Genomic DNA, 26,073 nt, shown 5'->3' on the forward strand with positions numbered 1-26,073 from the left:
CCCGCCGATTAACGGAAACCGGGCGCCTGAAACAGCAGTGGCGGGCGCCCGGTAAACTGCCCGAAGAACAGCTGTGATTCCGGCCCGGTCTGAGTGGCGTCGGCATCGGTGCTGTCCCAATCCCAACTCAGCCACGGCGGCACCTGAGCGCGAACGCCGACCACGCCGGTTTGATCAAATCCATTGATGGTGAAATAACCGCGCCCGGCGTTAAGCCCGGTCAGTTGCCCGTTGGCGCTGGCGGCGATGTTGGCGCAAAGCGATGCCGGTGTATCGGTGCCGTCGATGCGGCATTGGCCTTCGGCGACCAAACCCGTCAGGTCAGTATTCGAGGTTTCGCCGTCGGCATCGAAGGCGTCGAACCGGAACGGATCGGTTCCGGTCAATGTTTCCGTCCAGACATTCAGCGTCACCTGGCTACGGGTGCCGCTGGCGCGAACGTCGGCGTTCAGACGGCCGTAGCGTAACGACACCGCCGACACATTCACATCCAAGGCGTCGCAAACGTCGTCGCCATCGAAGAAAAAGCAGACGCCATCGCTGTCGGTCAAAGCCGCCGCCGGTAGACGCAGCGCTTCAACCGACAGCGGCCGATCGTTCTCGTCGGGTGAACTCTTGCGTGGCCAGGTCAAATTGACGGCCGACAGTGCCAGTTGAGCCGGTGTCGCGGCGTTGTAATCGGTGCTGTCCTGGCGTTGCCAGTCGAGATTGCTGGCGTTGTAACTTAATGCAGCGCCGGTTAGTGACTGATTGGGCAACCGGCTCAACAACCCGGCCTGATTCAAATCGAGCTTAAAGAAATCCCCGTCATAGTTAGCCAGGTTCTGGCCGCTCGCGCTGGTTGCGTCCACCTGCAGACTCAAGCCGCTAAATGGCGCTGGCTGGCTTTGGTAGCGGTAGGTCGTGGAACCCCATTGCGCCACGCCCTGCTGACTGAGCGCCAGATGGTGCGGCACAAAACGGCCCAGCACGCGCGTTTCACTGTCGACGCTTACGTCGGCGACAGTGGCAATCGGCAAATAGCTGGCAATCTGACCACTGAGGTTGATCACCCCGACTTCGCTGTAACTGGGCCCAGCGCCGTTGTCGGCCACAATCTGGCTGGTCGCGCTGCCTGGCTGCCATTGGCTGCCGGCTGTCGATGCGGTTATTTCTCCGTTCACGCCGCCATCGGGTGCCAGCAAGTTGGCCGACCATGCCACGGTTGGCCGAGCGTTTGTGCGCGCAAAGTTGGCGGTCGGAATGCCATTGGCGTCGAGCGCTTCCAGCGTCAGGCCGAAACTGGCTCCGGCCGCTTCGAAGGCGCCAGCGGCGATGGCGGCCGCTTCGGTTTCAGCGCTGTTGATGGTGCGTTTGGAACCGACGAATTCCACAAACCGCAACGCCGCCGGCCGCACTCGTAGATTGATCTGTTCGTTGATGACGGTGACGGTGCTGGGGTCGCTGTCCGGGTCGGTTAAATCGAAACTCAGCAACAGCGGCTGCAAGCCGACGTCTGGCGCTAGCACGTCGAATTCGGCGGTGGAATTGGCGCCAAACTGCAATTCGACGGCGGTTTTGGTGGCGCCGCTGTCGGTGTTTTGCGGGTTGGGCAGCGGCGTTTCGGTGCCGTTCTGGAACAGCGATACCCGCTCACCTTCCAGGCAGGTGCTCGGGTCGCTGCATTGGCTGCCAGCGCGGAACGTTAAGCGTTCACCTTGGGCAAAAACGCCTTCGCAAACGCCGGTGGTCTGGTTGGTTGCCACCGCCTGAGCGCGGAAATGGCCCTGGCTGCCGGCGACCAGATCGAGCACCGCCAGCGATTGGCTGCTGTCATCCGGGTCAATAAAACGCAGCCCGGCGTCGGCCAGGGTGACGTTGCAGTTGGCTTGTTTGATGCCGTTAGTGAAGCAACTCAATTCGCTGGGGCTCGTGACGGTCGGATTGCTCGATGCCACCGCCAGGCTGTAAAGGCCTTGTACGGTCAGTCGCAGATCCAGGCTGTCGCCACTGTGGATGCCGTTGCCCGACACTTGCTGCGACTGCGGGCCGCTGGCATTCAGCGTCACGTTGAAATCGCCGCTGTACTGGGCGCTGCAAGCGGCATCGATGCACGCCCGAACTGCGACCGCCAGTGGCTCACAGGTCAGGCCGGTGCTGCGGCTTCGCTCCAGTTCGAAATGGTGAATTGGCGGTTCGTAGGGTGTGGCGTCGGCGGAGCACACTTCCAGATTGTCGATTTCGTGGTTGGCGCTGGAACCGCCGGTGGAGCCGGTCAGCGTCAGTAATAATTGCGACGGCACGGCGCTTTGGCCGGGGTGGTTGAGAACGTCAATCGGGCCGACCAGGCGATCAAAAATACCGTCGCGGTCGGCGTCGCGTTCGACCGTGACCAGCGCCTGACTGGCGCTGCGGTTGTCGAGCGTTACCCGGTAGCGTTGCGGCGTATGGCGGCCGGTGATGACGCTTGGCGACAGGTTGGCGGCGGTGCCATCAAGGTAGCGGTAGCCGCCGTTGTCGGAACCGCGCAGCGACACCGAATTCGGCCGTTGCCCGGGGCCGCCCTGGCGGCCTTCGGAGGCGCTGGCGAAGTTGCCGAATTCGTCCAGACCGATACCGAGCCAGCCGCCAGCGAAGCCGTCTTCGCCCGAGCTGCTGTTTTGCGCGTACCCGAGCGAGCCGCCGTAGCCGCCGGCTACCGGGGCAATGTTGGCGTCGGATAACACCAGGGCGATGCCATCGGCGGCATCGTCATCGCCGTTGTTTTTGTAGGCGTAATAATCGAATTCGACCTGGAGGCGATTGCCCGCGCTGGGGAAGCGTTGCAGCAACGTCGCGGCGGTGGCGCGGTTGCTGTTGTCGTCGGTCAAACGCAGTCGGCCGCCTTGGTTATGTGGTGTATAGCCGGTGCCGCCGACTTGCCAGCGGTCGCCATCGAGCGCGCCGGAAAAGGCGTCGTTAATGCACAGTTGGCTGCCGCCGCCGCATTGGCTCAGGTCGCGTTCTGTGCCGTCCAGATTTTTGCCCTGGCGTTGCAGATCGTAGAGCAGTTTCACATCGCCGCTGCTCAGTTGTTGTTCGAAGATCGCCACTTCGTCCAACTGACCCTGGAAATATTTCGGCCCGCCGTTGGTGTTTTCCACCCGGCCCAGGCTTTCGAAATAGGTGCCAATCTGGCCGCTGGCCTGACGCCCGGCTTGGTCGAGTTCGCCGTCGATGTAAATGCGGTAGTCGCCGGTGCTGGCGTCGCGGATTAACACCACGTGGTGGAAGGTGCCGTCGTTGATTATCCGGCTGGATTTGCCGTCGTTGCGGTCGCCAACGGCCAGTCCGATGTGGCCGCTGGCATCGAGCCAGCCCCAGAAGATGTCGTCGGTGCCGCCGGCTTGCTCGATGCCGCTGATGCCCGGTGCCAGATACGGCGTGTTGTTGCCAGAGGCCGTGGTGCGAATCCAGAAACTCAGACTGGCAGTGCCGTGCAGGGCGTTGTACAGCGCCGGGGCGCGAATAAAATCGTCCACACCGTCGAATTCACCGGCGCGACACAGCCGGCCTGTCGCCGTGCTGACGTTGCCACCGCCGGTGCCGGGGCGGTTGTTGCCGCTGCTGTCGGCTACTTCACCGTTGCTGCCGTTCCAGTTCGGTTCGTCCATGCGCCATTCCAACTGCGGCGTCGGCAGCAGGCCGTCGCAATGCACCAGATAGCTGGACGGAATGACGGTGAAATTGCGGTTGCCGTCGTCGGTGATGTCCCACAACAAGGCCACGCTGGCGTCGCCACCGTCTTCGTAATATTCCAGTTCGATCGAATAGTAGCGGTCCGCTTCCAGATTGAGCGTCGCCTGATAGGTGGTGGCGCCATGATTGTGCCATTCGTTGATGACGCGGAATTCGTCCACAAAGAGCCGCACGCCGTCGTCGCTGCGCACCGCTATTTCAAACGGCGCATCCTTGGGTGCGCGCAGGTAACCGCTCCAGCGGATGGAGTATTGATCGCGGCCGAGTGCATTGCGGTTGGGTGAATCGTTGCGCCAGTCGAAATCGACGGTGGTGTCGACCTGGCTGAAAGCGGCAGGTGCGGCCAGGTCGGTGCCGTCGAAGTAATCGCCTTCCAGGCCGACGGCTAACGGACAATTCACGGGTGGCCGACTCAGACAACCGGGGTTTGCGGGTGTGCAGGTGCCGAATACCTGGCTGTCGTCGGAGACGTCGATTTTTGCGTAATCCGGGGCGGTAAGATCGCCGTAGACCACGGTGCTGTTGATCAATTCGATGTTGCCGTTATAGGCGTTGGCGTTCACCACGCCGGTCGCGCCGCCGAGGCTGGAACCGACGATGCGGATGGTGCCGCCGCTGAGCGACCCTGACGTCATGGTCACGTCCGTCAGAAAAAGTTTGTTGCTGGTGGAGGTGATGTCGCCGGTGAGGGTGCCGCCGGTGATGCGGATGTCGTTGTTGGCCTGGGCGCCACCGAGCAGGTCGGTGTCTTCGCTGACGATGCCGTTGCTGGTGCTGGTCACTTTGCCGGTCACGCTGCTGTCGGTCAGCTTGATGTCTCCCAGCGCCGTTACCGTTCCCTGCACCTGAGTGCCATCGATGTCGATGGTGTTACTGCTGCTGGTGATGTTGCCGCCGACGCTGCCGCCGTTGAGGTCGATGTCGCCACCGGTCTGTATCGAACCGCTCACGGCGGTGTTGGTTAAATCGATATTACCGCTGCTGGCTTCCAGATTGCCGTACAGCATCGCGCCGGAGGCAGTTATCTGGCCGTAGCTGGATTGAATCCTGATCGGGTTGGCGCTGCTGCCAACGCGGGCGCTGCTGAGCGTGAAGCCGTTGTTGGCGACCAGCGTTGCCGGGCTGTTGGCCGTTACCACATCGCCGGCGCCGAGGGTGATGTGACCATCACCCGTGCATTGGAAAACGCTGCCGCTGACGCTCCAACTGGTCGAACAGTTTGGTCGTTGACCGAACGACAGGTTGTAGGTGGCCGCCATGGCGGCGCTCGTGCCGGTCAATGCAGCCAGCACAACCAGCAGCAACAGCGCCCGGCTGGCGCGCTTACAGATCGAATTCCAGCGTCGCATTCTGTTCTGTCCAAACGTAATCGACTGCGCCCAACTGACCGGTCTGAGCGCGGGCGCGCACATTCAATAGAGCCGTCTCACCGCCATCGTACGACCGGGCGGTGCAGAGCAATGTCACATTGATCGATGGGTAGGCGGGCACCGGTACCGCAACGTTCTGCATTGAGTCGGTACAGAACGTTTCCGGATCGACGTCGGTGACCAGTCGCTGCGTTGCCCATTCCAACCCGGCCAATGCCGCCAGCCGGGCGCGGCTTTGCAACAGATTCTGGTTCAGTTGCGCGGTGCTTTGCGTTGACAGCGTTGCCAGCAAGGTGATGGCGCCACCGAGTACGACGATCAGAAAAATCACCGCCACCAGCGTAAAACCGCCTTGTCGTCGAGTCGGCGTCATGGCGCGCCTCCCAAAACGATGGTGTCGGTCAACTGCACCTGTTCGCGCGCGTTACCGACGCTCAACCGCACCGTCAGACTCGGCGGCTGGCCGATGGTGCCGGGGTGCCAGTCGAAGGCGCAGCTTTGCACCGAATCGATAACCCGGGCCGTGACGGGCGATTCACCAGCCAGGCGGTTATTAAGGTCGGTGTTGTTCAGATTGCTGTAACCGCTGTGACGCAGCAGATGGCCGTCGGCGCATTGGTAGGCGACCGGGCCGTCGGTCAGGTAGGCGCGGAAATAGGGCGACCCGTTACGAAACTGATGGGATGCGGCCAGCGTTAACGTCGTGACCGGGCACAGTGAGCAGTCGCCGCAATCGCAACTGGTGCGTGCCGTGGTGCTGGCGATTTGCGCCGACGAACCGGGCTGGGTGCTGCTGCGCCAATCGCCCAAAATCTGTTCCGCGTTGATACCACCGATGCTGACGTACACCGGCGACGTCAGCGATACCGTATCGAACACATCGAAAGCGCTGTCGCCGCTGATTTGCAGGAAGTCATAACCGCTGAACGGATGCTGCCGGTAACGCAGGGCGGCGGCGCTTTGCGTCTGGCTGAAGCCGAGAAATTCGACCGCTTGATCGTCGCTGCCGTTGATCGGCGTGCGCAGCGAATTGGGCACCGAGGTCGCCAAATCCTGACGCAGATGAAAGAAGGCGAATTCCGCCTGTTGCACCCAAAACGCCCGGTCGCTCGATTGACTGACGGCGCTGTAACCGCGGCCGATCAAAGGCCCGACGACCACCGCCAGAATGCCGGTCAAAACGATGACAATGACCAGTTCGATCAGCGTGAAACCGCCGTTATGTGCGCGCATCAGCAACCGACTCCCGGATCATCGAAATAGCTGGTGCGGTAGGCGTCGAGTGTCAGCGGTTGGTTGCGCGGGTCGGTTACTGTCACCGTGATGCGCGCCACCTGCGGTACGCAGCCGGCCTGATTGCTCAGGCCACTGCCGAGCGCCAGCCCAAAGCCAGCATTCACCGCCGCCTGCACACGGTAACCGCTCAGGCCCGGCATCAGGCTGCCGTCGCGGTAGCGCGGGCCGTCTGTGCCGGAATCGTAACCGTGGTAGTCGCAGATATTGTCCCAGGTGGTGCGGTCGTCGGCGGTCAGTGTTTCCGGCGTCGGGCAGACATCGGTCGGCAGGCTGCCGGGGTTCAGCACCGGGTCGTCGTCGCTGTCGAAAAACGCCTTGGTCTGGATTTCATTGAGCGTGGCTTCGGCCAGCAAACGGCTCTGGCTGCGCAACATCGGATCGACGTTCGCCAGCACCTGCACGCCCAGGCTTTGCAAAATCGCCACGGCGGCAATGCCGAGCACGACGATGGCGATGACCAGTTCGATCAAGGTCAAACCGGCCTGGCGCGATATCCGACTAGAGCAGCGCCGCATAGCCGGTAATTCCGTCCAGACGCAAACGCGCCCCCGTGCTGAGGGCGATCTGGGTGTTGGGAATGGGGCGATTGCTGGCGTCGAGCGTGCCGCCGCAATCGGACGTTAACAGATGCACCTGGCCGCGCGCGGTGAAGATCAGTCGCACCGGCGTTGTCACCGACGCATCGAGCGCCAGATCGCCGCTTAACGCGGCGCCGTTGTCGTCGCGCAACGCATAGGCCGGTGCGTCGCCACAGGCGGGCGCGGGCGAGGTAAAGCCATTGCTGGCGTCGCAACTGTCAGCCGCATCCTGATCACGCCAGGCGCTCCAGCCGTTGTCGTCCAGACGAATCTCGATGCTGCACTGCGCCGTCACCGCCTGATTGCGCGCCAGATTCAACGCCGACTGAAATTCCGTGCGGGCATTGGCGTCGTCGAACAATTGCGGCGTAAAAAAGCGCGGCATGCCAACAGCAGCCAGAATGCCGATGATGGCAATGACCAGAACGAATTCGACCAGGGTGAAGCCGGTGGATGGCATTGGGCGTCTGTGCATGTCTTACGTTACTGCTTCAGGTGTCAACAATAGGGCAGAGCTTAAACGAAAACGCCCCGACAATGGCCGGGGCTGTGTCGGGGCGTCAGGAATCAATTCACTGATTAGCTCTACGGAGTAGCAGGAACGCTGCACTTTGCTGTCGATGCTGTTCCAGAATTATCAGTTTTACCAAGGCCAATCGACGGGGCAGTGCTTGCGGTTGCCGGAATGTAGAAAACGCATTCTTCGTTATCAACGAAGGTTTCTTTGTTTGTAATGATCAGGCCAGCAACGGTATCACCGTCAATTTTTGTTGAACGCACTAAGCCAAAACCTTCCAGATTAGCTGCTTGAACAATGCCGCTGGTTACGTCATCCGCACCTGGGTAGCCAAAGTCCATATCGATGGAGCCTTCCATATCCACTGTTGAACCGGCAACCGATGTATCACAGGTTGGCGATGCCAAACACGCCGCATGCGCAATCGCAGAGCTGGATTTCACCGAACCCAGGGCGCCTTCCAGTGCGGCGGTTGAAGCGTCGCTGCTGAAATCCACAAAACGTGGCAGTGCAAAAGCGGACAGAATGCCGAGTACGACAATCACCATGATCAATTCGATGAGCGTAAAACCTTGCTGTTTTTTCATTACTGCGAATTTCCGTTTGAGTTCAAATCTGAAAGGCTGAGGCGACAGCGTCAGAAAGCCGGACCGTTTGAAAAACGGGCGCCGACGCCGACCCAGGTGGCTGAAAGTGTAGCCGATTTTAGTGAGTTAACACGGTGATTCAAACGAAAATTAGCGTTTTTGAATAAGCGGGGAATCTCTCCGACAGTGATATTTACTAGGTCGGAGAGATTTAAGTCAGAAAAGTGGGGTTAGGAATTCTGTTGAGTATCTCGGAATCGTTTGATTAAAACGGCGGTCGAGGAATCGTAGCCGTCGGTATTGCCGCTGCTGAGCGCATCAAACACCGAATTGCCCAACACCTTGCCCAATTCCACGCCCCACTGATCGAACGAATTCACGCCCCAGATCACGCCCTGCACAAAGACCTTGTGTTCGTACAAAGCGATCAACGCGCCCAGTGTTTGCGGCGTCAGTGTCTCGAAGGTCAGCGTATTGCACGGGCGGTTGCCAGGAATGACTTTCTGCGGCGCCAGCGCGCGGGCGTCGGATTCGCTCATGCCTTTGGCGGTTAATTCGGCGATCACTTCCGCTTCGGTTTTGCCTTCGAGCATCGCCTGTTGCTGGCCGAGGAAATTGGCGAACAGCCATTGGTGATGGTCATCCACCGGGTTGTGGCTGGTCAGCGGCATGATGAAATCGGCCGGAATCAAACGCGTGCCCTGGTGCAACAGCTGGTGATAAGCATGCTGGCCGTTGGTGCCGGTGCCGCCCCAGATAACCGGGCCGGTGGACCATTGCACCGGGCGGCCGTCTTGCGTTACGCGCTTGCCGTTCGATTCCATATCGACCTGCTGCAAGTGGTTGGGCAGGTCTTTCAGCGTTTCGTCGTAGGTCAATACGGCCTGCGTTTCGGCACCGAAAAAGTTGTGATACCAGACGCCGAGCACGCCCATGATGACCGGCAGATTGTGCTCGAGGCCGGTGGTGCGGAAATGCTCATCCATGGCGTGAGCGCCACTGAGCAGTTGTTCGAACACATCGAAGCCGAGCACGATCGACTGCGCCAGACCGATGGCTGACCACAGCGAATAACGGCCGCCCACCCAGTCCCACATCGGGAACATGTTGGCTTCGTCGATGCCGAATTCAGTGGCGGCTTTGACGTTGGTGGAGACGGCCACGAAGTGGTGTTTTACATCTTCCGGTTTGCCGCCCTGGCGCAAAAACCAGTCGCGCGCGGCCTGGGCGTTTTTCAGCGTTTCCAAGGTGCCGAAGCTTTTTGACGCGACCACGAACAGCGTTGTTTCCGGGTCGAGATGGCGGCAGGTTTCGGTGACGTCGGTGCCGTCGATGTTGGCGATGTACTGCAAATCGTAGCCATCTTGCCAATACGGCTTGAGCGCGTCGGAGACGACTTTCGGGCCGAGGAAGGAACCGCCGATGCCGATGTTGACGATGGTGCGCAGCTTCTTGCCGGTGTAACCGGCGAATTCGCCGCTGTGTACGGATTCGGCGAAGGCGCGCATCCGCGCCAGTGTTTCGTTGACGGTGGCGGTGATGTCTTCATCGCCAACTTTGATCGGGTGGTTGCTGCGGTTGCGCAAGGCAATGTGCAGCGCCGGGCGGTTTTCCGAGCGGTTGATAACGTCGCCCCGGAACATGCCTTCAATCGCTTGTGGCAAACCGGCTTCGCGCGCCAGCGCCATCAATTCGGCCAGGGTTTCGTCGGTGATGCGGTTTTTCGAGTAATCCAGATCCAGACCCGCAGCGCTTGCGGAAAAACGCGGGCCGCGCTGGGCGTCTTCGGCAAACAGATCGCGCAAATGCAGCGCTTCGATGTGCGTTTTGTGGGCGCTGAGTTTTTTCCAGGTGCTCAATTGCGTCGGGTCATAAGACATGGCTGGACTCTCTTATTGGTTAGGCGATTCGGTTCGAACAAGGTGACGGCGCGGTTTCAATGTTCAAGGCGTGCGCGAAAACGGGTTGTTATTTAATGACAATAATGGCGCTGAAACCACCGTGGGGTGAAATAAAACTACATTTTTGCGGGAGACGCTGGATGGGAGACGGGAGACGCTGAAAGAAACGGCCGCCGTGGCGGCCGTGGCGGTTTAAGCGAACTGAACCGGGATGGCGTTGCTGGTGTGGCTGACGCTGTTGTCGGCGTTCATGTACAGCATGCGCGGTTTGAAGGCGTCGAGTTCGGCTTCGTCGAACTGGGCGTAGGCGCAGATGATGACGACGTCGCCGACCGAGGCTTTGTGCGCCGCCGCACCGTTCACTGAAATGATGCCGGAGCCGCCTTCACCGCGAATGGCGTAGGTGGTGAAACGTTCGCCGTTGGTGACGTTGTAGATCTGAATCTGTTCGTATTCGCGGATGCCGGCCATGTCGAGCAGATCGCCGCCGATGGCGCAGGAACCTTCGTAATCAGGCACGGCGTGGGTGACGCGTGCCTGATGCAGTTTGGCTTTAAGCAGGGTGAGTTGCATGGATGAACCTCCACCGTGGAACGCAAGGTGGTCGTCGGCTGAATTCAGCGGTCGACCTGGATGTTGTCAATCAACCGAGCGCGACCGAGAAAAGCGGCGGCGAGGATGACCAGTTCGCGGTCGTCGTCGCCAGCCGGTTCCAGGTCCAGGCGTCGGCTGATGTTGAAGTAATCCGGCGTGAAGCCGGCTTCGGTCAGGCGTTCCTTAGCCTGGCGGGTCAATTGGGCAAAGCTGTGCTCGCCACTTTGGATGGCGGCGGCGGTGTCTCTGAGAATGCGGTTCAGCGCCGGGGCGCGTTCGCGTTCGTCGGCGGTTAAATAGTTGTTGCGCGAGCTGTGCGCCAGGCCGTCGTCGGCACGGCCGGTGTCGACGCCGATCATACGAATCGGCAAAAACAGGTTTTGCACCATCAATTCCAGCACTTTGAATTGCTGGAAATCTTTCAAACCAAAGACGGCCACATCCGGGCGCACCTGGTTGAACAGCTTCAACACAATGGTGGCAACGCCGACGAAATGGCCGGGCCGACTGGCGCCGCAGTGCAGGGTGGTGATGTGCTTGACGTCGACCCGGGTTAAATCCGGCTCCGGGTACATGTCGGCGGTATTCGGGGTGTACAGCAACTGACAGCCTTCGGCGATCAGCTTTTTCTTGTCTTCTTCAAGCGTGCGCGGGTAGCCCGACAGATCTTCGTTTTCGCCGAACTGGGTCGGGTTAACGAAGATGGAGGCGACCACGATATCGGCGTTTTTGTGCGCTTCGGTAATCAGCCGCATGTGGCCTTCGTGCAGGTTGCCCATGGTCGGCACAAAGGCGACGGTGCGGCCGCCCTGGCGCAGTTCATCTAGGCTGGCGCGCAGATCGGCCAGGTTGCTGACGGTTTTCATGGGCGCTTCTCCGCAGACGCGGCGCTGAGCGCCGCAGGCAAAGGGGATTCAGTCAAAGCGGTCTCAGTCAAAGCAGTGTTCGGGGCCGGGGAAGGCGCCGCTTTTGACGTCGTTGATGTAGGCGGTGACGGCGCTTTCAATGCTGCCGGTTTCGGCCAGGTAGTTCTTCACGAACTTAGCCATCCGGTGCGGATTGAAGCCGAGCAGATCGTAGCTGACCAGCACTTGGGCGTCGGTGTCCGGGCCGGCGCCGATGCCGATTACCGGCACGGGTACGGCGTCGGTGATGGCTTTGCCCAGCGCCGACGGTACGCATTCGAGCAGCAGCATGTCGGCGCCGGCGTCAACGGCGGCCAGGGCGTCGTTGATCATTTTCTGGGCGGCGGCTTCGTCGCGGCCCTGCACTTTAAAGCCACCGAGCTTGTTGACCGCTTGCGGCGTCAAACCCAGATGCACGCAGGTTGGAATGCCCATGCGACCGAGCGCAGTCACTTGCTCGGCGAGCCAGGCGCCGCCTTCGAGCTTGACCATGTGCGCACCGGCTTGCATCAGCCGGCCGGCGTTGTGCAGGCATTGTTCGAGCGTGCCGTAGCTGTTGAACGGTAAATCGGCCATCAGCAGCGCGCCCTGGTTGCCGCGCGCGACGTTTTCGGTGTGATACACCATCTGGTCCATGGTGACCGGAACGGTGGAGGTTTGACCTTGAATGACGTTGCCCAGCGAATCGCCGATCAACAGTACGTCGATGCCCCAGTCGGAGAAGCGATGCGCAAAGGTGGCGTCGTAGGCGGTCAGGACGGTGAATTTCTCACCCTCGGCGACCTTCTGTTGCAGGCTCGCCGTGGTCTTGGTTTTGGCCATGGTGTCGGGCGTTGTCGCTGAAGTGGGTGCGAATGGTTGCGATTTGGTCCGAGCAAGTCAAGCAACGGTTGTCATCAAACCGTCAATTGATGCAGACGATTCAGTCCGCCAGACGTTCAATGGCCTGGTCGGCCACGCTGTCGAGCCAGTCGATCACCGGGCGACCGGCGAGCATCAGATCGGTGTTCAGATCGGCCAGCGGGTAGAGCACGAAAGCCCGCTGATGGGCGCGCGGATGCGGCAGCGTCAGTTCCGGGTCGGTTTGTGCGACGTTATCAACGGCAATCAAATCCAGATCCAGAGTGCGCGGGCCCCAGTGTTCGTGGCGTTCGCGACCGGCGTCCAGTTCGATGCGTTGTAAGGCGTGCAGTAAATCGAGCGGGGCGAGGTTGGTGTCGATGCGGCAGGCGGAATTGAGAAAGTCGCCTTGTTCCGGCCCGCCAATCGGTGCCGTGCGGTAGCGCGCCGACACCGCCTGAAGCTGCGTTTGTGGCAGCTTCGCAATGGCGTTCAGGGCGAGATTGAGCAGCGCGGCTGAGTCGCCCAGATTGCTGCCCAGGGCGATCCAGGCGCGGCGTGTCATGAGTTGGAGGCGTTGGGCGCCGGCGAACGGCGGCGCTTGCGGCGACGCGGTTTAGTCGATTCAGCTTCGCGTGCCATGGCGTCGCGCGCTTCCGGGTTCTGTTCCTGGTAGTCGGTCCACCAGCGACCCAGATTGCCCGGCTCTTCGCCAGAGCGTTCGCGCACCAGCAGGAAGTCGTAACCGGCGCGGAAACGCGGATGCGCCGCCGTTTGCTCGGCGCGTTTCGGGGTGCGCTTGGGCAGCCGCAACTGCAAATCCCAGATGTCTTTCATCGGCAGCGAGAAGCGCTTGGGAATGGTGATGGAGCGCACCTGATCGGCGACAACCTGCGCCATTGCCTGCTGCCAGGCGGGTGTTTCCGGTGTGCCCATCTGAATGCGGTGTTCGGCGTCTTCGCGTACCGCCGGCCACAACAAGGCGGCGTAGAGGAAGGCAGGCGTTACCGGACGGCCGCGATTGATGCGGTCGTCGGTGTTGATCAGCGCCTGTTCGATAAAGGCGTTGTAGGGCCGGTCATTATTGCGTTTGAGCGCGGCGTGCGTAGCCGGCAGCAGCGGCTCGACCAGGCCGTATTCGCGCATTAAACGCCAGGTCGCCAGGCCCTGGCCGGACATCAGCATCTTGATCACTTCATCGAACAAGCGGGCGGCGGCCACGTGGCTGAGCAGCGGCGCGAGTTCGGCAATGGGTTTGCTGGTGCGCGGTTCGATGTCGAAATTGAGTTTGGCGGCGAAACGCAGCGCCCGCATCATCCGCACCGGGTCTTCGCGGTAGCGGGTTTCCGGATCACCGATGATGCGCAGCGTTTTGTCCTGCAAATCTTTCAGGCCAGTGCCGTAAACGCGCAGCGAGAAATCTTTCGGGGTGTAGTAGAGGGCGTTGACGGTGAAGTCGCGGCGTTCGGCGTCTTCTTCCAGGCTGCCGTAAACGTTGTCACGCAGCAGCAGGCCTTCGTTCGATTGTTTCTGTTCGCCCGGTCCGGCATCCCCCGCACGGCCACGAAAGGTGGTGACTTCGATGATTTCGCGGCCAAAGGTGACGTGAACGATCTTGAAGCGACGACCGATCAGGCGCGAATTGCTGAACAATTTGCGCACCTGTTCGGGTGTGGCGTCGGTGGCGACGTCGAAGTCTTTGGGGTGCAGGCCCAGTTGCAGATCGCGTACACAGCCGCCAACCAGATAGCCTTCGTAGCCGGCACTTTGCAGACGATAAAGCACCTTAAGTGCGTTCGGGCTGATGTCCTTGCGGGAGATGCGGTGGTGATCGCGGGTCACCGTTGCCAAAGCCGCAGCCGGGCCTTTGGCGGGCAGCCAGCGTTTAATCCATTCAACGACCATGCGGGAGCTGTGATCTCAACAAAAAACGAAGGGCGCAGTTTAGCGGAACTGGGGTGGCTTCTCTATGGTTGGCAGGCCTGCCGAGCGCGATTGCGGTGGGATAAATCAGAAACGGACTGTTCAAAGACGAGCAAGCCGGCACAAGGCCGGCTTTAGCAGCATGAGTACAGATGGCGGGCCAGGTTTTTGTTGTTATGGCGGCCTTACTCTGTGATGCGATTTTTATTGTTGTTATTGATCGGTTGTTATTGTTGTTCTGGCAATGCGTGTTGCCGAATGCAGCCCCCTTATTGTTGTTTTTGGATGGGGGCGCTTTGGGCATCTCGGTGGCCCTTTGTTGTTTTTGTTTGCGGGCCGTTCCTGCATTGCGCTCTTGTAAGAGCAGGTGGCGTGCCAAAAATAAAAAACCGTTAGTAAACAATAAGTTAAAAAGGTGTGATCAAAACGTAAACAGTCCGTCAGCGTCGATCTGTTACGTTAGGTGTCAGATTTGTTACGAAGTTTTGGGCGGGGTTACGTCAGAGTGTTACGCGTCAGCAACGACGCGGTCTCAGCCTGAGGTGCTGGCGCTGGCAGCGCTCTTTTTCGGACGTGGAATGCCAAGACGTTGACGCCGTTCCCACAGCGATTTGCGACTGATGCCCAGTTTCTGCGCCAGTTCGGTCTCCGACATGCTTTGCTGATGTTCGAGCACGAAATGCTGGAAATAGTCTTCCAGCGACAGTTCTTCATTTTCCGGGTTGTCGTTCAAATCGTCGTGCAAACCGGCCTGGGTGCCTTCGCGCCGCGCCAGTGACTCGGGAATCCGCCACTCGCTTTCATCCAGACCCAGTTCCTCGACGCCGATCTCGCCGCCATCGCACATAATCAAGGCGCGCTGAATGGCGTTTTCCAGTTCCCGCACATTGCCCGGCCAGTCGTATTTGAGCAGCGCATCGTGCGCTTCGCGCGACAGCACCACGGTATCTTCGAGTTTCAGACGGCGGGCGTGCTTGGCGAGCAGGTGTTCGGCGATGTCGAGCACGTCGGAACCGCGTTCACGCAACGCCGGCAGCGTCACTTCGATTACTTGCAGGCGGTAATACAAGTCTTCGCGGAAGCGGCCTTCTTTTACCAGTTGTTTTAGATTGCGGTGGGTGGCGGCGATCAACCGGACATCGACCGTGCGTGCGTGCACGGAACCGACGCGGCGCACTTCGCTTTCCTGCAACACGCGCAGCAAGCGCGCCTGCGCTTCCATCGGCAATTCGCCGATTTCATCGAGAAACAGCGTGCCGCCTTCGGCCGCTTCCACCAAACCCTGGCGGGCGGCGGTGGCGCCGGTAAAGGCGCCTTTTTCGTGACCAAAGAGTTCGGATTCGATCAGGCTTTCAGGGATGGCGGCGCAGTTCACGGTGACCATCGATTGCTCGTGACGCGGGCTGTGCTGGTGAATGGCGCGGGCGGCCAACTCTTTACCGGTGCCGGATTCGCCGTGAATCAGCACGGTGACATCGGCTGGCGCCACACGCTTGATGCGCTTGTACAACTTCTGCATGGCGTCGCAGCGACCGACCAGATCGCCCAGTGCACCCGGAACGGACGGCGCATCGGCCGAATTGTTCAGGTTGTCATCGACGCCTTCGATGCGCACCTGCTGGCGGCGTTGTTCATTAATGATGCGGCTGACGGTGCGCACCATTTCTTCGTGATCGAACGGCTTGGCGATGTAATCGACCGCGCCCATTTTCATCGCATCGACCGCCGAACGCATCGAGGCGTAGCTGGTCATGATCAGCACCGGCACCGATTTCGCCATGTCGATCAAGTCGGTACCCGGGGCGCCGGGCAAGCGCAGGTCGGTGATGATGAGGTTAAAGCGGTTGAGGTCGTGCTGGCTGGCTTCGGTGACGGATTCGGCTTCGGTAACGCGGTAATCGTGGCGTTCCAGCAGGCGTTTCAGCGCAGAGCGGATGATGCTTTCGTCTTCGACAACGAGGATGTCGCTCATCTTGGCCTCCGTCGGGGTGCCGGTCAGCCGGCAGAATTCGGTTCGTCTGTTACCTCTGGTAACAGGGTGTGCAAGGGTAACCGAATTGTGAAACGAGTGCCAAGCCCGTCGGCGTGAAAGGCCGGGCTTTCCACGCTGATGTGGCCGTAGTGTTCTTCAACAATGGTGTAGGCCAAAAACAGCCCCAGGCCCGTGCCTTTGCCGACTTCCTTGGTGGTGAAGAAAGGATCGAAGATGTGATCGATCACCTCAGCGTCGATGCCGGTACCGCGATCAACCACCTCGACCAGCACGCTTTCGCCATCGACGGTGGCTTCAATATCAACGGATTCGCCAGCCGGGCTGGCATCGCGGGCGTTGCCGAGCAGATTGATAAACACCTGGCTGAGCCGTTGCGGTTCGCACAGCAACACCAGTTGCGGGTCGATGTGGTTATCGAATTCGACCGTCTGGGTGTCGCGCGACAGCGACAGCAGGTCGATGGCGTCCTGCACCACCTGACGCAGCGGATAGGGCTGATGTTCGGTCTTGCCGTCGTCCTGCTGGCCGGCGTGAGCGAAGTTGACCAGCGAGCGCACGATGCGGGTGACGCGCTTGGCCTGGTCGCGAATCTGGTCGGCAATCTGTTGCAGTTCGGCCGGGTCGGTGACGTAGCGCAGATCCTGCGCCAGGCAATCGATGCCGGTGATGGGGTTGCCGATTTCGTGGGCAACGCCAGCGGCCAGGCGGCCAATCGACGCCAGGCGCTCCGAATGCACCAGTTCCGATTCCAGCAACTTGTGCTCGGTTTCGTCTTCCAGCAGCACCACCCGGCCTTCGTCCATCGGCTGCCGCAATACCGGCCCGGGTGCCTGATGCAGACTGAACCAGCGTTTACCCGGACCTTGGGCGTTGGGCTGTTCGACGGTCAGCTTGTTGGCGCCGCCTTTAATGAAATTGTCGAGCAGGTCGTACCAGTTGGCGGGCAGGCTATCCAGGCGCGCGCCAATGGCTTCCTGTTCGCTGATGCCGGTCATCTCGGCCATAACGCGGTTCCACAGCAGAATTTCGCCGTCGTTGGCCAGGTAACAGACGCCAATCGGCAGGTTGTACAGCGTTTCGCGGTGGTGGCGGCGCAGCCGGTCAAGTTCTGCTGCCATGCCGGTGAGCTGATGGTGAAAACCATCGAGCCGTTGTTCGAAGAAATGAATGTCGTCGCGCTCGACATTGCCGTGTTGCTCGTAAGGCAGTGCGCGCGCGACCAACGCCTGCGCCACGCTCGGCCCCATCAGGCCCGACAGGTTGGCTTCAATGGTGTCGCGCAATCGGCGCAACGCATACGGCCGATATTCACCGATTGGGAAACCCAGTGTTTTCAGCGCACGTTTCACTTCGCGCTCGGCCATGATGCGGCCTAACGGCCGGCTTAGCGCTTCAATAAAGGCTTCGGCATTGCGCGCTTTCAGCGGCAGGCGATGGCGTCGGTCAACCGAGGTAATAACGCAGGTCTGCGCCGCTTCGCGTTCTTCCGGGCTGGTGCGGGTAAACACCGACACCAGAATGAACACCAAGGTATTGAGTGCCAGAGAACTGAGCGTGGTCATCGACCAATGGTCAGTCTTCAGCGCGAATTGCAACGGCAGCCGGGTCGTCAGATGCAGGCTGTCGGTAACCAGCGGCACCAGCAGGCTGACCGCCCAGACCAGGAGCCCGACCAGCAAACCAGCGATGTAGCCTTTGCGATTGGCGCCGGCCCAGAACAGCAAGCCGAGAATGCCGGGCAGCAATTGCAGCAAGCCGGTAAAAGCGGTGATGCCGAGCGACGACAGGTTCTGCAACTGCCCCAAAAACAGATACAGGCAATACGACAGGCCGATCACCACGCCGATCAGTATCCGCCGCACCCACAGCAACCAGCGGTATACATCGGTGTTGAAACTGGGTTTGTGGAACGGCAGCACCAGATGGTTCAACGCCATCGACGCCAGCGCGATGGACGCCAATACGGTAATGCCGGCCGCGGCCGACAAGCCGCCCAAAAACGCCAGCCACACCAGCCAGGGTTCTTTCAGCACCAGGCCCAGACCGAGCGAGAAATATTCCGGGTTCACCGGCGCGCCCAGGCTCATACCGGCCCAGAAAATCGGCATGATGGGCAACGCCATCAACAGCAGATAAATCGGCACCGCCCAGGCGACTAAACGCAGGCGTTTGGGATCGGCGTTTTCGCGGAACAGCAGTTGGAATAAATGCGGCAACACCAAGGGTGCGGCGATGAACATCAACAGCAGCGAAAACCATTGCACCGGCGGCAGCGGTTCAATGGCGCGGTTGACCGGCAGACTCGACGGCCATTCCAGCAGCGGTGCCCAACCGCCAACCAGATGCTTCAACGCCACCGCGCCCAACACCAGCAAGACGATCAATTTGAACGCCGACTCGAACGCCAGCGCGAACAGCAAACCGGGATGTTTCTCGCTCGGCGTTACATCGCGTGCGCCAAACAACAATGAAAACGCCAGCAGAATTAAACAGATCAACAGCGCCAGTGGCTTGGCTTGGGTTTGCGGGTCGAGCCGGGTCAGGGTGTCGGTGATGGCCTGAATTTGCAGCGCCAGCAACGGCAGCATGGCGAGCAACACCGCCAGCGCCGTAACCAGACCGGCCCAGCGGCTGCGGTAACGAAAGGCAAACAGATCGGCCAGCGAGGCCAGTTGATAGCTGCGCGCCAGATCGTGCACCGGGCGCAGAATAATGGCGGAAAACATCAGCGCCACCGCCATGCCTAAATAGTAGGCGAGGTAACCGTAGCCGACTTCGTAAGCCAGACCGACGCTGCCGTAAAACGCCCAGGCGCTGCAATAAACGCCAATCGACAACACATACACCAGCGGATGTTGCGTCAGCCATTGTGGCACCCAACCGCGTTCGGCGGCGTAGGCGATCAGAAACAACACCAGCAGATAGCCGAGGCCAACGGCGAGCAGAAACTCCCAGCGAAATTCCATCAGCGCCGGCTCCGCAGATATTCAGCCAGGCCGTTAACGGCGATCAGCCCAGCCCAGATCAGAAACGGCAGCGGCCACAGATCGGTCCGGCCGGCCCAGCCCAGGGTGAACGGCAGCAACAGATACAACGGCAGAATCAAGAGTTTCAGCAGGATCGACAGTGACATGGACGCATCGAATCAAAAGGCGGCGGCCATGGTACCGCCGAAGGCGGGAATTGGTAAGAGCACCGCCGACGGCGGTTTGACAGCAGCGTGCTTCAGTCCGGATCGGGGTAGCGGCGTTTGATGTCGGCGAACTCGTCGAAATCGGCCAGCAGAATATCCACCAGCGCCGGATCAAAATGTTGGCCGCGTTCTTTTTCGAACAGAGCGCGTACATGATCCAGCGACCAGGCATCTTTGTAGCAACGCTTGCTCGACAGCGCATCAAACACGTCGGCCAACGCCGTAATGCGGCCGCCGAGGCTGATGGCTTCGCCTGCCAGCCCCGTCGGGTAGCCTTTGCCATCCCAGCGTTCGTGGTGTTCGCGGGCAATCAGCGCGCCCATTTTCAGGATCGGCTTGTCGGTGTGGCTGAGCAGGTCGTAGCCGCGTTGGGCGTGGCTTTGCATTACCGTCCATTCGTCGGGATCGAGCGGGCCGGGTTTGTTCAGAATGGCATCGGGAATGGCGATCTTGCCTAAGTCGTGCAGCGGCGCGGCTTCGCGAATCAAACGCGCCTCGGCTTTGGGCAGGCCGGCTTTTTGCGCCAGCAGAAAACTGATTTCCGCCACCCGGCGCAAATGCTGGCCGGTTTCGCGTGAGCGATGTTCCACCGCATCGCCAAGCAAATAGACGACTTCGCGCTGGCTGTCTTCCAACTCGGTACGCAGCGCCAGGTTTTCAAAGGCGGTCAAGGCGTTCTGGCAGAAGACTTCCAGCAGATGCCGCTCCATCGCATTGCGTGTAATCAGCCCGCGCAGAAACAGCACGCTCAGGTGCATTTCACTGGAGCGATACAAACACAGATAGCCGCCGTCGAGTTGCTGGGCGCGAAAGCCGGTGTGCTGGCTCTTGATGAAATCCTGGGCGGTGTCCGGCAGCAGGTCGGCCACGGGTCGGCCGATTTGCTGAATGTACTGGCCGGTGCCGGCGACAACGGTCAGCCGGCCGAATTGTTCGTGCGCTGCCACGCCTTCACACAGGGCATACAGCGCGTCTTCGTCGGGCGACAGGATGGCGGAAATCTGTTCCAGAATGCCGTGGGCAAAATCCTGAATAAAGGTGTGTTGTTGCAGTTGGGTCGAGGCATCAAGAATGCGCTCCAGCCCCTGGCGATTGCGCTCCAGCGCTAGAATGTCGCGGTAGGAACGCAGGCAGGAATACAGCAGGGTGTGCATCTTGCCGCGTGTCAGTTCGGTTTTCTCTTTGTAATCGTTGATGTCGTAGTCGGCGATGATGGTTTCTTCCGGCGCCTGGCCGGGTTGGCCGGTGCGCAGCACGATGCGCATAAAGGAATTGCGCAACTGATCGCGGATGACTTCCACCATGTCCAGGCCGGCGTGTTCGGTTTCCATCACCACATCGAGCAGACACAGCGCCAGATCCGGATGCTGTCGCACCTGCTCAATGCCTTCGGCGGCACTGAAGGCGTGCAGAAAGTGCAGCGGTCGGCCGTCAAAATGGAAGTTGCGCAACGCCAGCGTGGTGATGGTGTGCACTTCATCGTCGTCATCCACGATCAGCACCTTCCAGGGTTTCTGTTCGGTGCGCTGGTCGTTGGGTTGTTCGTCGGCAAATACCAGTTCGTCGCTCATATCAAAACCCCTCTGCTCAAAGCCCTTCGGCCAGCTCAGCGTTGGTCTTCAGCGGTAGCGTGATGCGGAAGCGGCAGCCATCGTGTGGCGGGCTGTGAATCTGGATGCGGCCGCCGAGTTTGCCGGTTACCAGATTGAACACAATGTTCATGCCCAGACCGCTGCCGCCGCTGGATCGGCGCGTGGTATAGAACGGGTCGAAAATGTGCTTGAGCGTTTCCTCGCTCATGCCCACTCCGTTGTCTTCGTACACCAGACTGATGCGGTGGTTGCTGGCCGCGGCGCTGGAAAAGCGAATCTGGCCGACGCGCTGGCCATCGTCGAAACCGTGCATCAGTGAGTTGATCACCAGATTGGTGACTACCTGCGCCAGCGCACCGGGTGAAAGCCGGGTCGTGACATCAGGCTCAATGTCGTTGATGACCTCGATGGGCGCGTTTTTGTATTTGGGTTTCAAACTGGTCAGCACTTCGTCGATGTAAGCGTGCAAATTAATGTGACGCAGCTCTTCGCTGGTTTGATCGACCGCCACCTGTTTGAACGAACGAATCAATTGCGCAGCGCGATCCAGATTGGCCGACAGCAAATCGCCGGTTTCCAGGCATTCGCTGAAAAACCGTTCCAGGTCGGATTTTTTCAGTTGATTGTTGCCCAACGCACGTTGCGCCGTACGCGCTTCCGAGGTCAGATGGCTGGCCGCTGTGATGGATATTCCCAGCGGTGTGTTTACCTCGTGCGCCACGCCGCTGACCAGATTACCCAGCGACGCCAGTTTTTCGCTTTGCAGCAATTCTTCCTGAGCAATTTTCAGTTTCTCCAGCGAGTCAGTCAGACTGCGGTTGCTTTGTTGCAATTGCTCGGTACGTTCGGCAACGACTTTTTCCAGATCGTCCTGGTGCTGACGCAGCGCTTTGTCGCGTTCGATCAGGTTGTCATGTTGGCGGTTAAACACTTCGTACAGCTGACCAATTTCATCGCGTCGGCCTTCCAGCAATGGCTCGCGTTGCTGGCTCCATTGGGTGAAATCGTCCGGCGAAATGCGTTGCACGTATTCGCTGAAATGGCGAATTGGCCGTGCCACCAAACGTTGTACGACCCAATACAAAGCCGCCAGTAAAAAAACAATGGCGACGATGGCCGATACCAGCGCGCCGCCGAGTACCAGGCTGACCTGATTGCGGATCAGTTCGTTATCCGAACGCAGGTAAATCCAGCCAATGGTGGTGGGCGTGTCGTTGAAATCGTGAATCACCGGTGTGGCGATAATCAGGGCGTTTTCGGTCGCCAGTTCCGTGCGCTCTTCGGTGGGCTGCAACCAATCCGGATCGCGGTCTGACAGGTCGCCCAAGTGCAGATTGATCTCGCCCTCAATCGATTGAATCGCCACGCCGGAAATGTACGGATCGCGCAGCAATGCTTCGGCCGCACGCGCCACATTGGCGCTGTCGAACGCCCAGATGGATTCGTTGATCAGCGGCAACATGTTGCTCAAGGAGGCATCGACGTTCTGGTCGCGCAGGTTTTCCATGGTCCGCGTCAGCGTCCACGACTGCATCAATATCGTCACCAGAATGGCGCAGGCCACACCCAGAGTGATGGCCGCCAGTAAGCGCCTGGCGAGAAAAGCATTGACCTGAAACATGTCACTACTCGTAAGTGTCTGTCGCAAGATTAGGTCGCGCTGGCGGGTTTCGCCAGTTGGCAAAGAACGCAGAAAGGCAACCGCGGGTCGATGGCTCGGCGCGGCTAATCGGTATTGATCTGCACCGGGCATTGCGGGTGCTGGCAGGTACGGGTATCACACAGACGGCAGGTGCGGTCGCAGCCGGCTTCATCGAACTCCATACTGGCTAACATTTTCTGCATCAGCTGCTCTAAGGCCAGGCGTTCCTCGGCGTTCAACACCGACAAACAATCGCTGAGAAAACTCTGCTTCTCGCGCAAAATGGATTTGCGAACCGCCTTGCCTTTCGGCGTCAAAGCGAGATGGGTAAAGCGGCTGTCGGTGCCACTTTTGGTTTTGGTAATCAGGTCGTCCGCTTCGAGCCTGGCGACAACGCGTGTCGCGGCCGAATGCGTTTCAACTGCCAGGCTGGAGCGTAAATCATCAATCGTCGGATTATGCCGACTGGCAATCTGGTTCAACGCTATGGTGCCGCCTTCCGAACGGCCGGATTTTGATTGCAGTCGACTGTTCAGCCGGTCGGCAAGGGTCAGCGCAAAAGCGCCCAGAATGTTCTCTAAATAGGCCATGCACGCACACCCTCAACGGTTTCGCCGAAGTGTATGCGCGCCGCATGTATGGGGCAAATTTGCCCGCGCTAGGCCGGTTGAGTGGCAAGTTTGTCGGCGGACCAAAGCAATGGCAGTGCAATGATTAATGCTGCCAGCAACAGCCCCGAAATCGCCGCCGCCGCAAGCTCCAGGCTGAACAAAGTTGCCAGCGTACCCACCAGAAAACTGCCGACCGGCATGCCTGCATAACCAATGACTCGAAACGCGGAATTGGCGCGGCCGAGTAACTCAGCCGGCGTCAACCGTTGTCGAAATGCGGTGATGCAGACAAACCAGAAACTGAGTCCGAACCCAGCCAGGAACGTCGTTCCCCAAACGATTTCAACATGCCTGACATAGGCTGGCACGATGAGTAAGGCCGCCGTGCCCAAGCCATCGAGTAAAACCGCCAGCCGTACCTCAATGGCATTGGGCACATAGCGAATGAACAGCGCGCCCGTCATAGCACCAAAGGCATAAGCGGCGAACATGATTCCGTAACGGCTTGGGTCCAATCCCAAATAGTGTTCGCCGGTCACAAAAATAACGAACGACGTTAGAAAAGCGCCAAATGCCACCGACAGAAAAAACGTAAGAATGGTTAACGCCGATAGATGCGGGTTGGAAAAAATAAATCGAAATCCTGCCAGAATGTACTGAAACGTAATGGCGGTCTGATTGTTTATTGGCAGTGCGGGAATTGCCTTTCCGACCAGAAAAACAGCCACCAGAAACGTCACGATAATAATGGCATAGAACAGCGTTGAACTGGCGGCAAGTGCAACGCTGGCAATGACCGGGCCGATAAAGTAAGAAAAGCCAAAATCCAGAAACAATACCATGGAATAGAAAATCGATAATTTGGTGCCACTCATCAGCAACGGCGGCAACGTCATCATGTAAGCCTCAGCCGAAACAACGATGATGCCTGCCATCATGGAGTAGCCAAAAACCGACAGTAAGTTGGCGTTGGTGGTAAAGCTAAACACTAAGACAGCAACAAAAAACACCGAAAAAATAATCAGGGCGTTTAAAGCCAGGCGTTTTTTATTTTGTCGATCCAGAATGGTACCGACAACGATACCAAACAGCGGCCAGGCGATTGAAAACAAACCCTGAGCCCAACTGACGCCCGATACCGAAAGGTTTGCCTGAACGGCAATCAACGGTACGGAGGTTCGCAGCGCACCGCTGATAAACGCCAATAAGATGACCAGCAGGCAGAAATAGCGAAGGTGTTTTTCGGCCAATAATTCGTACATATCGTCTCCGTTACGATGCGCTAAAAACTTCGGTTGTGCCGTCGAGTTTGATCGGCGCGTTCATCATGTCGTCGATGAAACCGTCGATGATGCTTTTATCGATTTGCGGCAGCAGGAAGAAAGTAAGACTGGAGTACCATTGCCAACCCAATTGAGTGAGTTCCAGGTTGAAGTGGTCTTCGGTAACCAGGCCTGCCCGGATGACGTTGGTTAAATTCTGGTAGGTCACCGGATCGACGTTTTCCCAATCAATTCGGCTTTTGTCGGCGTAGCCACTGTAGGGCAACCGCATACACAGTGCTTTCGACGCCTGTTGTGCTGCGGGGACCCAGTTGAAGTGCACTGTTGGCGTTCCCTGTTCTGCGATGTCGGTGATGTAGCGACTGCGGTTCGGGTCGGCACGTGTTACCAGATTGCCGAGAATGGACTGGGCGGACGCGCCAAAACCCACAACGTAATCGTCCTGATAGCCGTGCAGGTATTTGTGATAGCGGAAGTGATTAGCAGAACTCATGCGCGCGTTGTTCAGCGGTAGCTGATTCGCTTCTTTAACGTAGGTGTGGCCGTTGCACGGCGCGTAACCACAGCCTCGCATAAAGGTGTCGCTGATCAGACGCATCATCTGTCGATGTGCCAGACTTGAAGGTTTCATGCCTTCATTGGCATAGGATTTGTGTAATTTTGGTGTGATGGAAATGTTGTTGATCGGGTAGAGATTGATCGCTTCTGGTTTCAACTCGGTCGCGCGTTTTAAGTCGTAGAATAACTCTTCCGCCGATTGATCGTGCATGCCGTACAGAAGGTCAAAACCCACGTTACCGATGATTTCCTGCGACCAGCGCACGGTGTTTTCAATGTCATCAAAAGTGGCGGTTTGGTCGAACAACGGCCGGAACCGGGTGGAAAAGGTTTGCACACCGAAGCTGATTCGATTGACGCCAATGTTGCGCGCTGCGATCAGCTTTTCTTCAGTCACACTTTTGGCTTCGCATTCGAGTGTGAATTCGGCAAGGTTGGTTAGATCAAACTCAGTTTTGAGTATTTTCCCAAGCTGTTGAAGGTGCGCAGCGGACATGATCGAAGGCGTACCACCGCCGATGTAGATGGTGCGAATAGGCCCTTCCAGAGAGTTAACGAACTCAGCTTTTAACTGGATCTCTTTGAATAATGCCGTCATGTATTCGTCGATTTGATCAGCGCTTTTGTAAGCCCCTTTTTGAAACGGGCAGAACGAACAGATGGTGTCGCAAAATGGAATGTGAATATAAAGAGAGACTGTGCGGGCTTTGGTAATTCGTTCGGTAATCGATGGGTTGGTGAAATTTAATTGGCCCCGGTAATCGTCGGAAATTGTGTGAAACAGCGGGTAAGTGAAATTGTAGATGGGCTTTAGCTGATCGAATTTTAGAAAGGGATGATGGATGAGTTGCATGGCTGTTTACCTCGGTAAGGGACGTGATTTTCGGTGAAAGAGCGACCGGTATTACCGGCCGCCCGTACTGCTTACCAGGCGAATTCGCGGAACATAACAACTCCTCCCTGTGTGTTGATA

General features: G+C 58.8%; 19 protein-coding genes and 1 pseudogene. All 20 read right to left on the bottom strand.

What is annotated here, in order from left to right; translation table 11 throughout:
• Window positions 1-8: 8 nt before the first annotated feature.
• Complete coding sequence (locus tag DW349_RS03925) at window positions 9-5,066, bottom strand: DUF6701 domain-containing protein (RefSeq protein WP_162824611.1); 5,058 nt, start codon at window positions 5,064-5,066, stop codon at window positions 9-11.
• Window positions 5,041-5,460, bottom strand: coding sequence for a type II secretion system protein (locus tag DW349_RS03930; RefSeq protein WP_108126233.1), 420 nt, complete (start codon window positions 5,458-5,460; stop codon window positions 5,041-5,043). The genes DW349_RS03925 and DW349_RS03930 overlap by 26 nt, the downstream gene beginning before the upstream one ends.
• Complete coding sequence (locus tag DW349_RS03935; RefSeq protein WP_108126234.1) at window positions 5,457-6,320, bottom strand: type II secretion system protein; 864 nt, start codon at window positions 6,318-6,320, stop codon at window positions 5,457-5,459. Before DW349_RS03935 ends, DW349_RS03930 begins: the two co-directional genes overlap by 4 nt.
• Entirely contained in the window at window positions 6,320-6,898 is a 579-nt protein-coding gene (locus tag DW349_RS03940) for a type IV pilus modification PilV family protein (RefSeq protein WP_108126235.1), read from the bottom strand. Before DW349_RS03940 ends, DW349_RS03935 begins: the two co-directional genes overlap by 1 nt.
• A complete protein-coding gene (locus tag DW349_RS17445; RefSeq protein WP_198650535.1) occupies window positions 6,882-7,436 on the bottom strand; it encodes a GspH/FimT family pseudopilin in 555 nt (184 codons plus the stop codon). The genes DW349_RS03940 and DW349_RS17445 overlap by 17 nt, the downstream gene beginning before the upstream one ends.
• A 110-nt stretch (window positions 7,437-7,546) precedes the next feature.
• Entirely contained in the window at window positions 7,547-8,065 is a 519-nt protein-coding gene (locus DW349_RS17605) for a type II secretion system protein (RefSeq protein WP_108126236.1), read from the bottom strand.
• Window positions 8,066-8,295: 230 nt separating this feature from the next.
• Window positions 8,296-9,945, bottom strand: coding sequence for a glucose-6-phosphate isomerase (gene pgi, locus DW349_RS03955; protein WP_108126237.1), 1,650 nt, complete (start codon window positions 9,943-9,945; stop codon window positions 8,296-8,298).
• Between the two features lie 213 nt (window positions 9,946-10,158).
• Window positions 10,159-10,539 (bottom strand): aspartate 1-decarboxylase, encoded by a 381-nt coding sequence (gene panD, locus DW349_RS03960; RefSeq protein ID WP_108126238.1) that lies wholly within the window; start codon window positions 10,537-10,539, stop codon window positions 10,159-10,161.
• 44 nt (window positions 10,540-10,583) lie between these two features.
• Window positions 10,584-11,426 (bottom strand): pantoate--beta-alanine ligase, encoded by an 843-nt coding sequence (gene panC / locus DW349_RS03965; protein WP_108126239.1) that lies wholly within the window; start codon window positions 11,424-11,426, stop codon window positions 10,584-10,586.
• Between the two features lie 63 nt (window positions 11,427-11,489).
• Complete coding sequence (gene panB / locus DW349_RS03970) at window positions 11,490-12,287, bottom strand: 3-methyl-2-oxobutanoate hydroxymethyltransferase (protein WP_108126240.1); 798 nt, start codon at window positions 12,285-12,287, stop codon at window positions 11,490-11,492.
• 100 nt (window positions 12,288-12,387) lie between these two features.
• Complete coding sequence (gene folK, locus DW349_RS03975; protein ID WP_108126241.1) at window positions 12,388-12,870, bottom strand: 2-amino-4-hydroxy-6-hydroxymethyldihydropteridine diphosphokinase; 483 nt, start codon at window positions 12,868-12,870, stop codon at window positions 12,388-12,390.
• Window positions 12,867-14,210: a polynucleotide adenylyltransferase PcnB gene (pcnB, locus tag DW349_RS03980; protein WP_108126242.1), complete on the bottom strand. Its 1,344-nt coding sequence runs from the start codon at window positions 14,208-14,210 to the stop codon at window positions 12,867-12,869. The genes folK and pcnB overlap by 4 nt, the downstream gene beginning before the upstream one ends.
• Before the next feature lie 550 nt (window positions 14,211-14,760).
• Window positions 14,761-16,200, bottom strand: coding sequence for a sigma-54-dependent transcriptional regulator (locus tag DW349_RS03985; protein WP_108126243.1), 1,440 nt, complete (start codon window positions 16,198-16,200; stop codon window positions 14,761-14,763).
• A gap of 23 nt (window positions 16,201-16,223) precedes the next feature.
• The gene (locus DW349_RS03990) at window positions 16,224-19,187 is read right to left on the bottom strand and encodes a sensor histidine kinase (RefSeq protein WP_108126244.1); all 2,964 of its coding nucleotides are present in this window, start codon (window positions 19,185-19,187) and stop codon (window positions 16,224-16,226) included.
• On the bottom strand, window positions 19,187-19,354 hold the full coding sequence (locus DW349_RS17325) for a hypothetical protein (protein ID WP_157954389.1): 168 nt from the start codon (window positions 19,352-19,354) through the stop codon (window positions 19,187-19,189). The genes DW349_RS03990 and DW349_RS17325 overlap by 1 nt, the downstream gene beginning before the upstream one ends.
• 92 nt (window positions 19,355-19,446) lie before the next feature.
• Window positions 19,447-20,985, bottom strand: a complete 1,539-nt coding sequence (locus DW349_RS03995) for a DUF3369 domain-containing protein (protein ID WP_108126245.1) — start codon at window positions 20,983-20,985, stop codon at window positions 19,447-19,449.
• Between the two features lie 16 nt (window positions 20,986-21,001).
• Window positions 21,002-22,627, bottom strand: a complete 1,626-nt coding sequence (locus DW349_RS04000) for a sensor histidine kinase (protein ID WP_162824612.1) — start codon at window positions 22,625-22,627, stop codon at window positions 21,002-21,004.
• Window positions 22,628-22,731: 104 nt separating this feature from the next.
• Window positions 22,732-23,238 (bottom strand): MarR family winged helix-turn-helix transcriptional regulator, encoded by a 507-nt coding sequence (locus tag DW349_RS04005; RefSeq protein WP_108126247.1) that lies wholly within the window; start codon window positions 23,236-23,238, stop codon window positions 22,732-22,734.
• A 68-nt stretch (window positions 23,239-23,306) separates the two neighbouring features.
• Window positions 23,307-24,521, bottom strand: a complete 1,215-nt coding sequence (locus DW349_RS04010) for an MFS transporter (protein ID WP_108126248.1) — start codon at window positions 24,519-24,521, stop codon at window positions 23,307-23,309.
• A gap of 823 nt (window positions 24,522-25,344) precedes the next feature.
• Window positions 25,345-25,953 (bottom strand): annotated as a pseudogene (locus tag DW349_RS17675) (radical SAM protein); the annotation flags it as partial.
• Between the last annotated feature and the right edge of the window lie 120 nt (window positions 25,954-26,073).

The organism is Saccharospirillum mangrovi (genome assembly GCF_003367315.1).
In the GTDB taxonomy this organism is placed as follows: domain Bacteria; phylum Pseudomonadota; class Gammaproteobacteria; order Pseudomonadales; family Natronospirillaceae; genus Saccharospirillum; species Saccharospirillum mangrovi.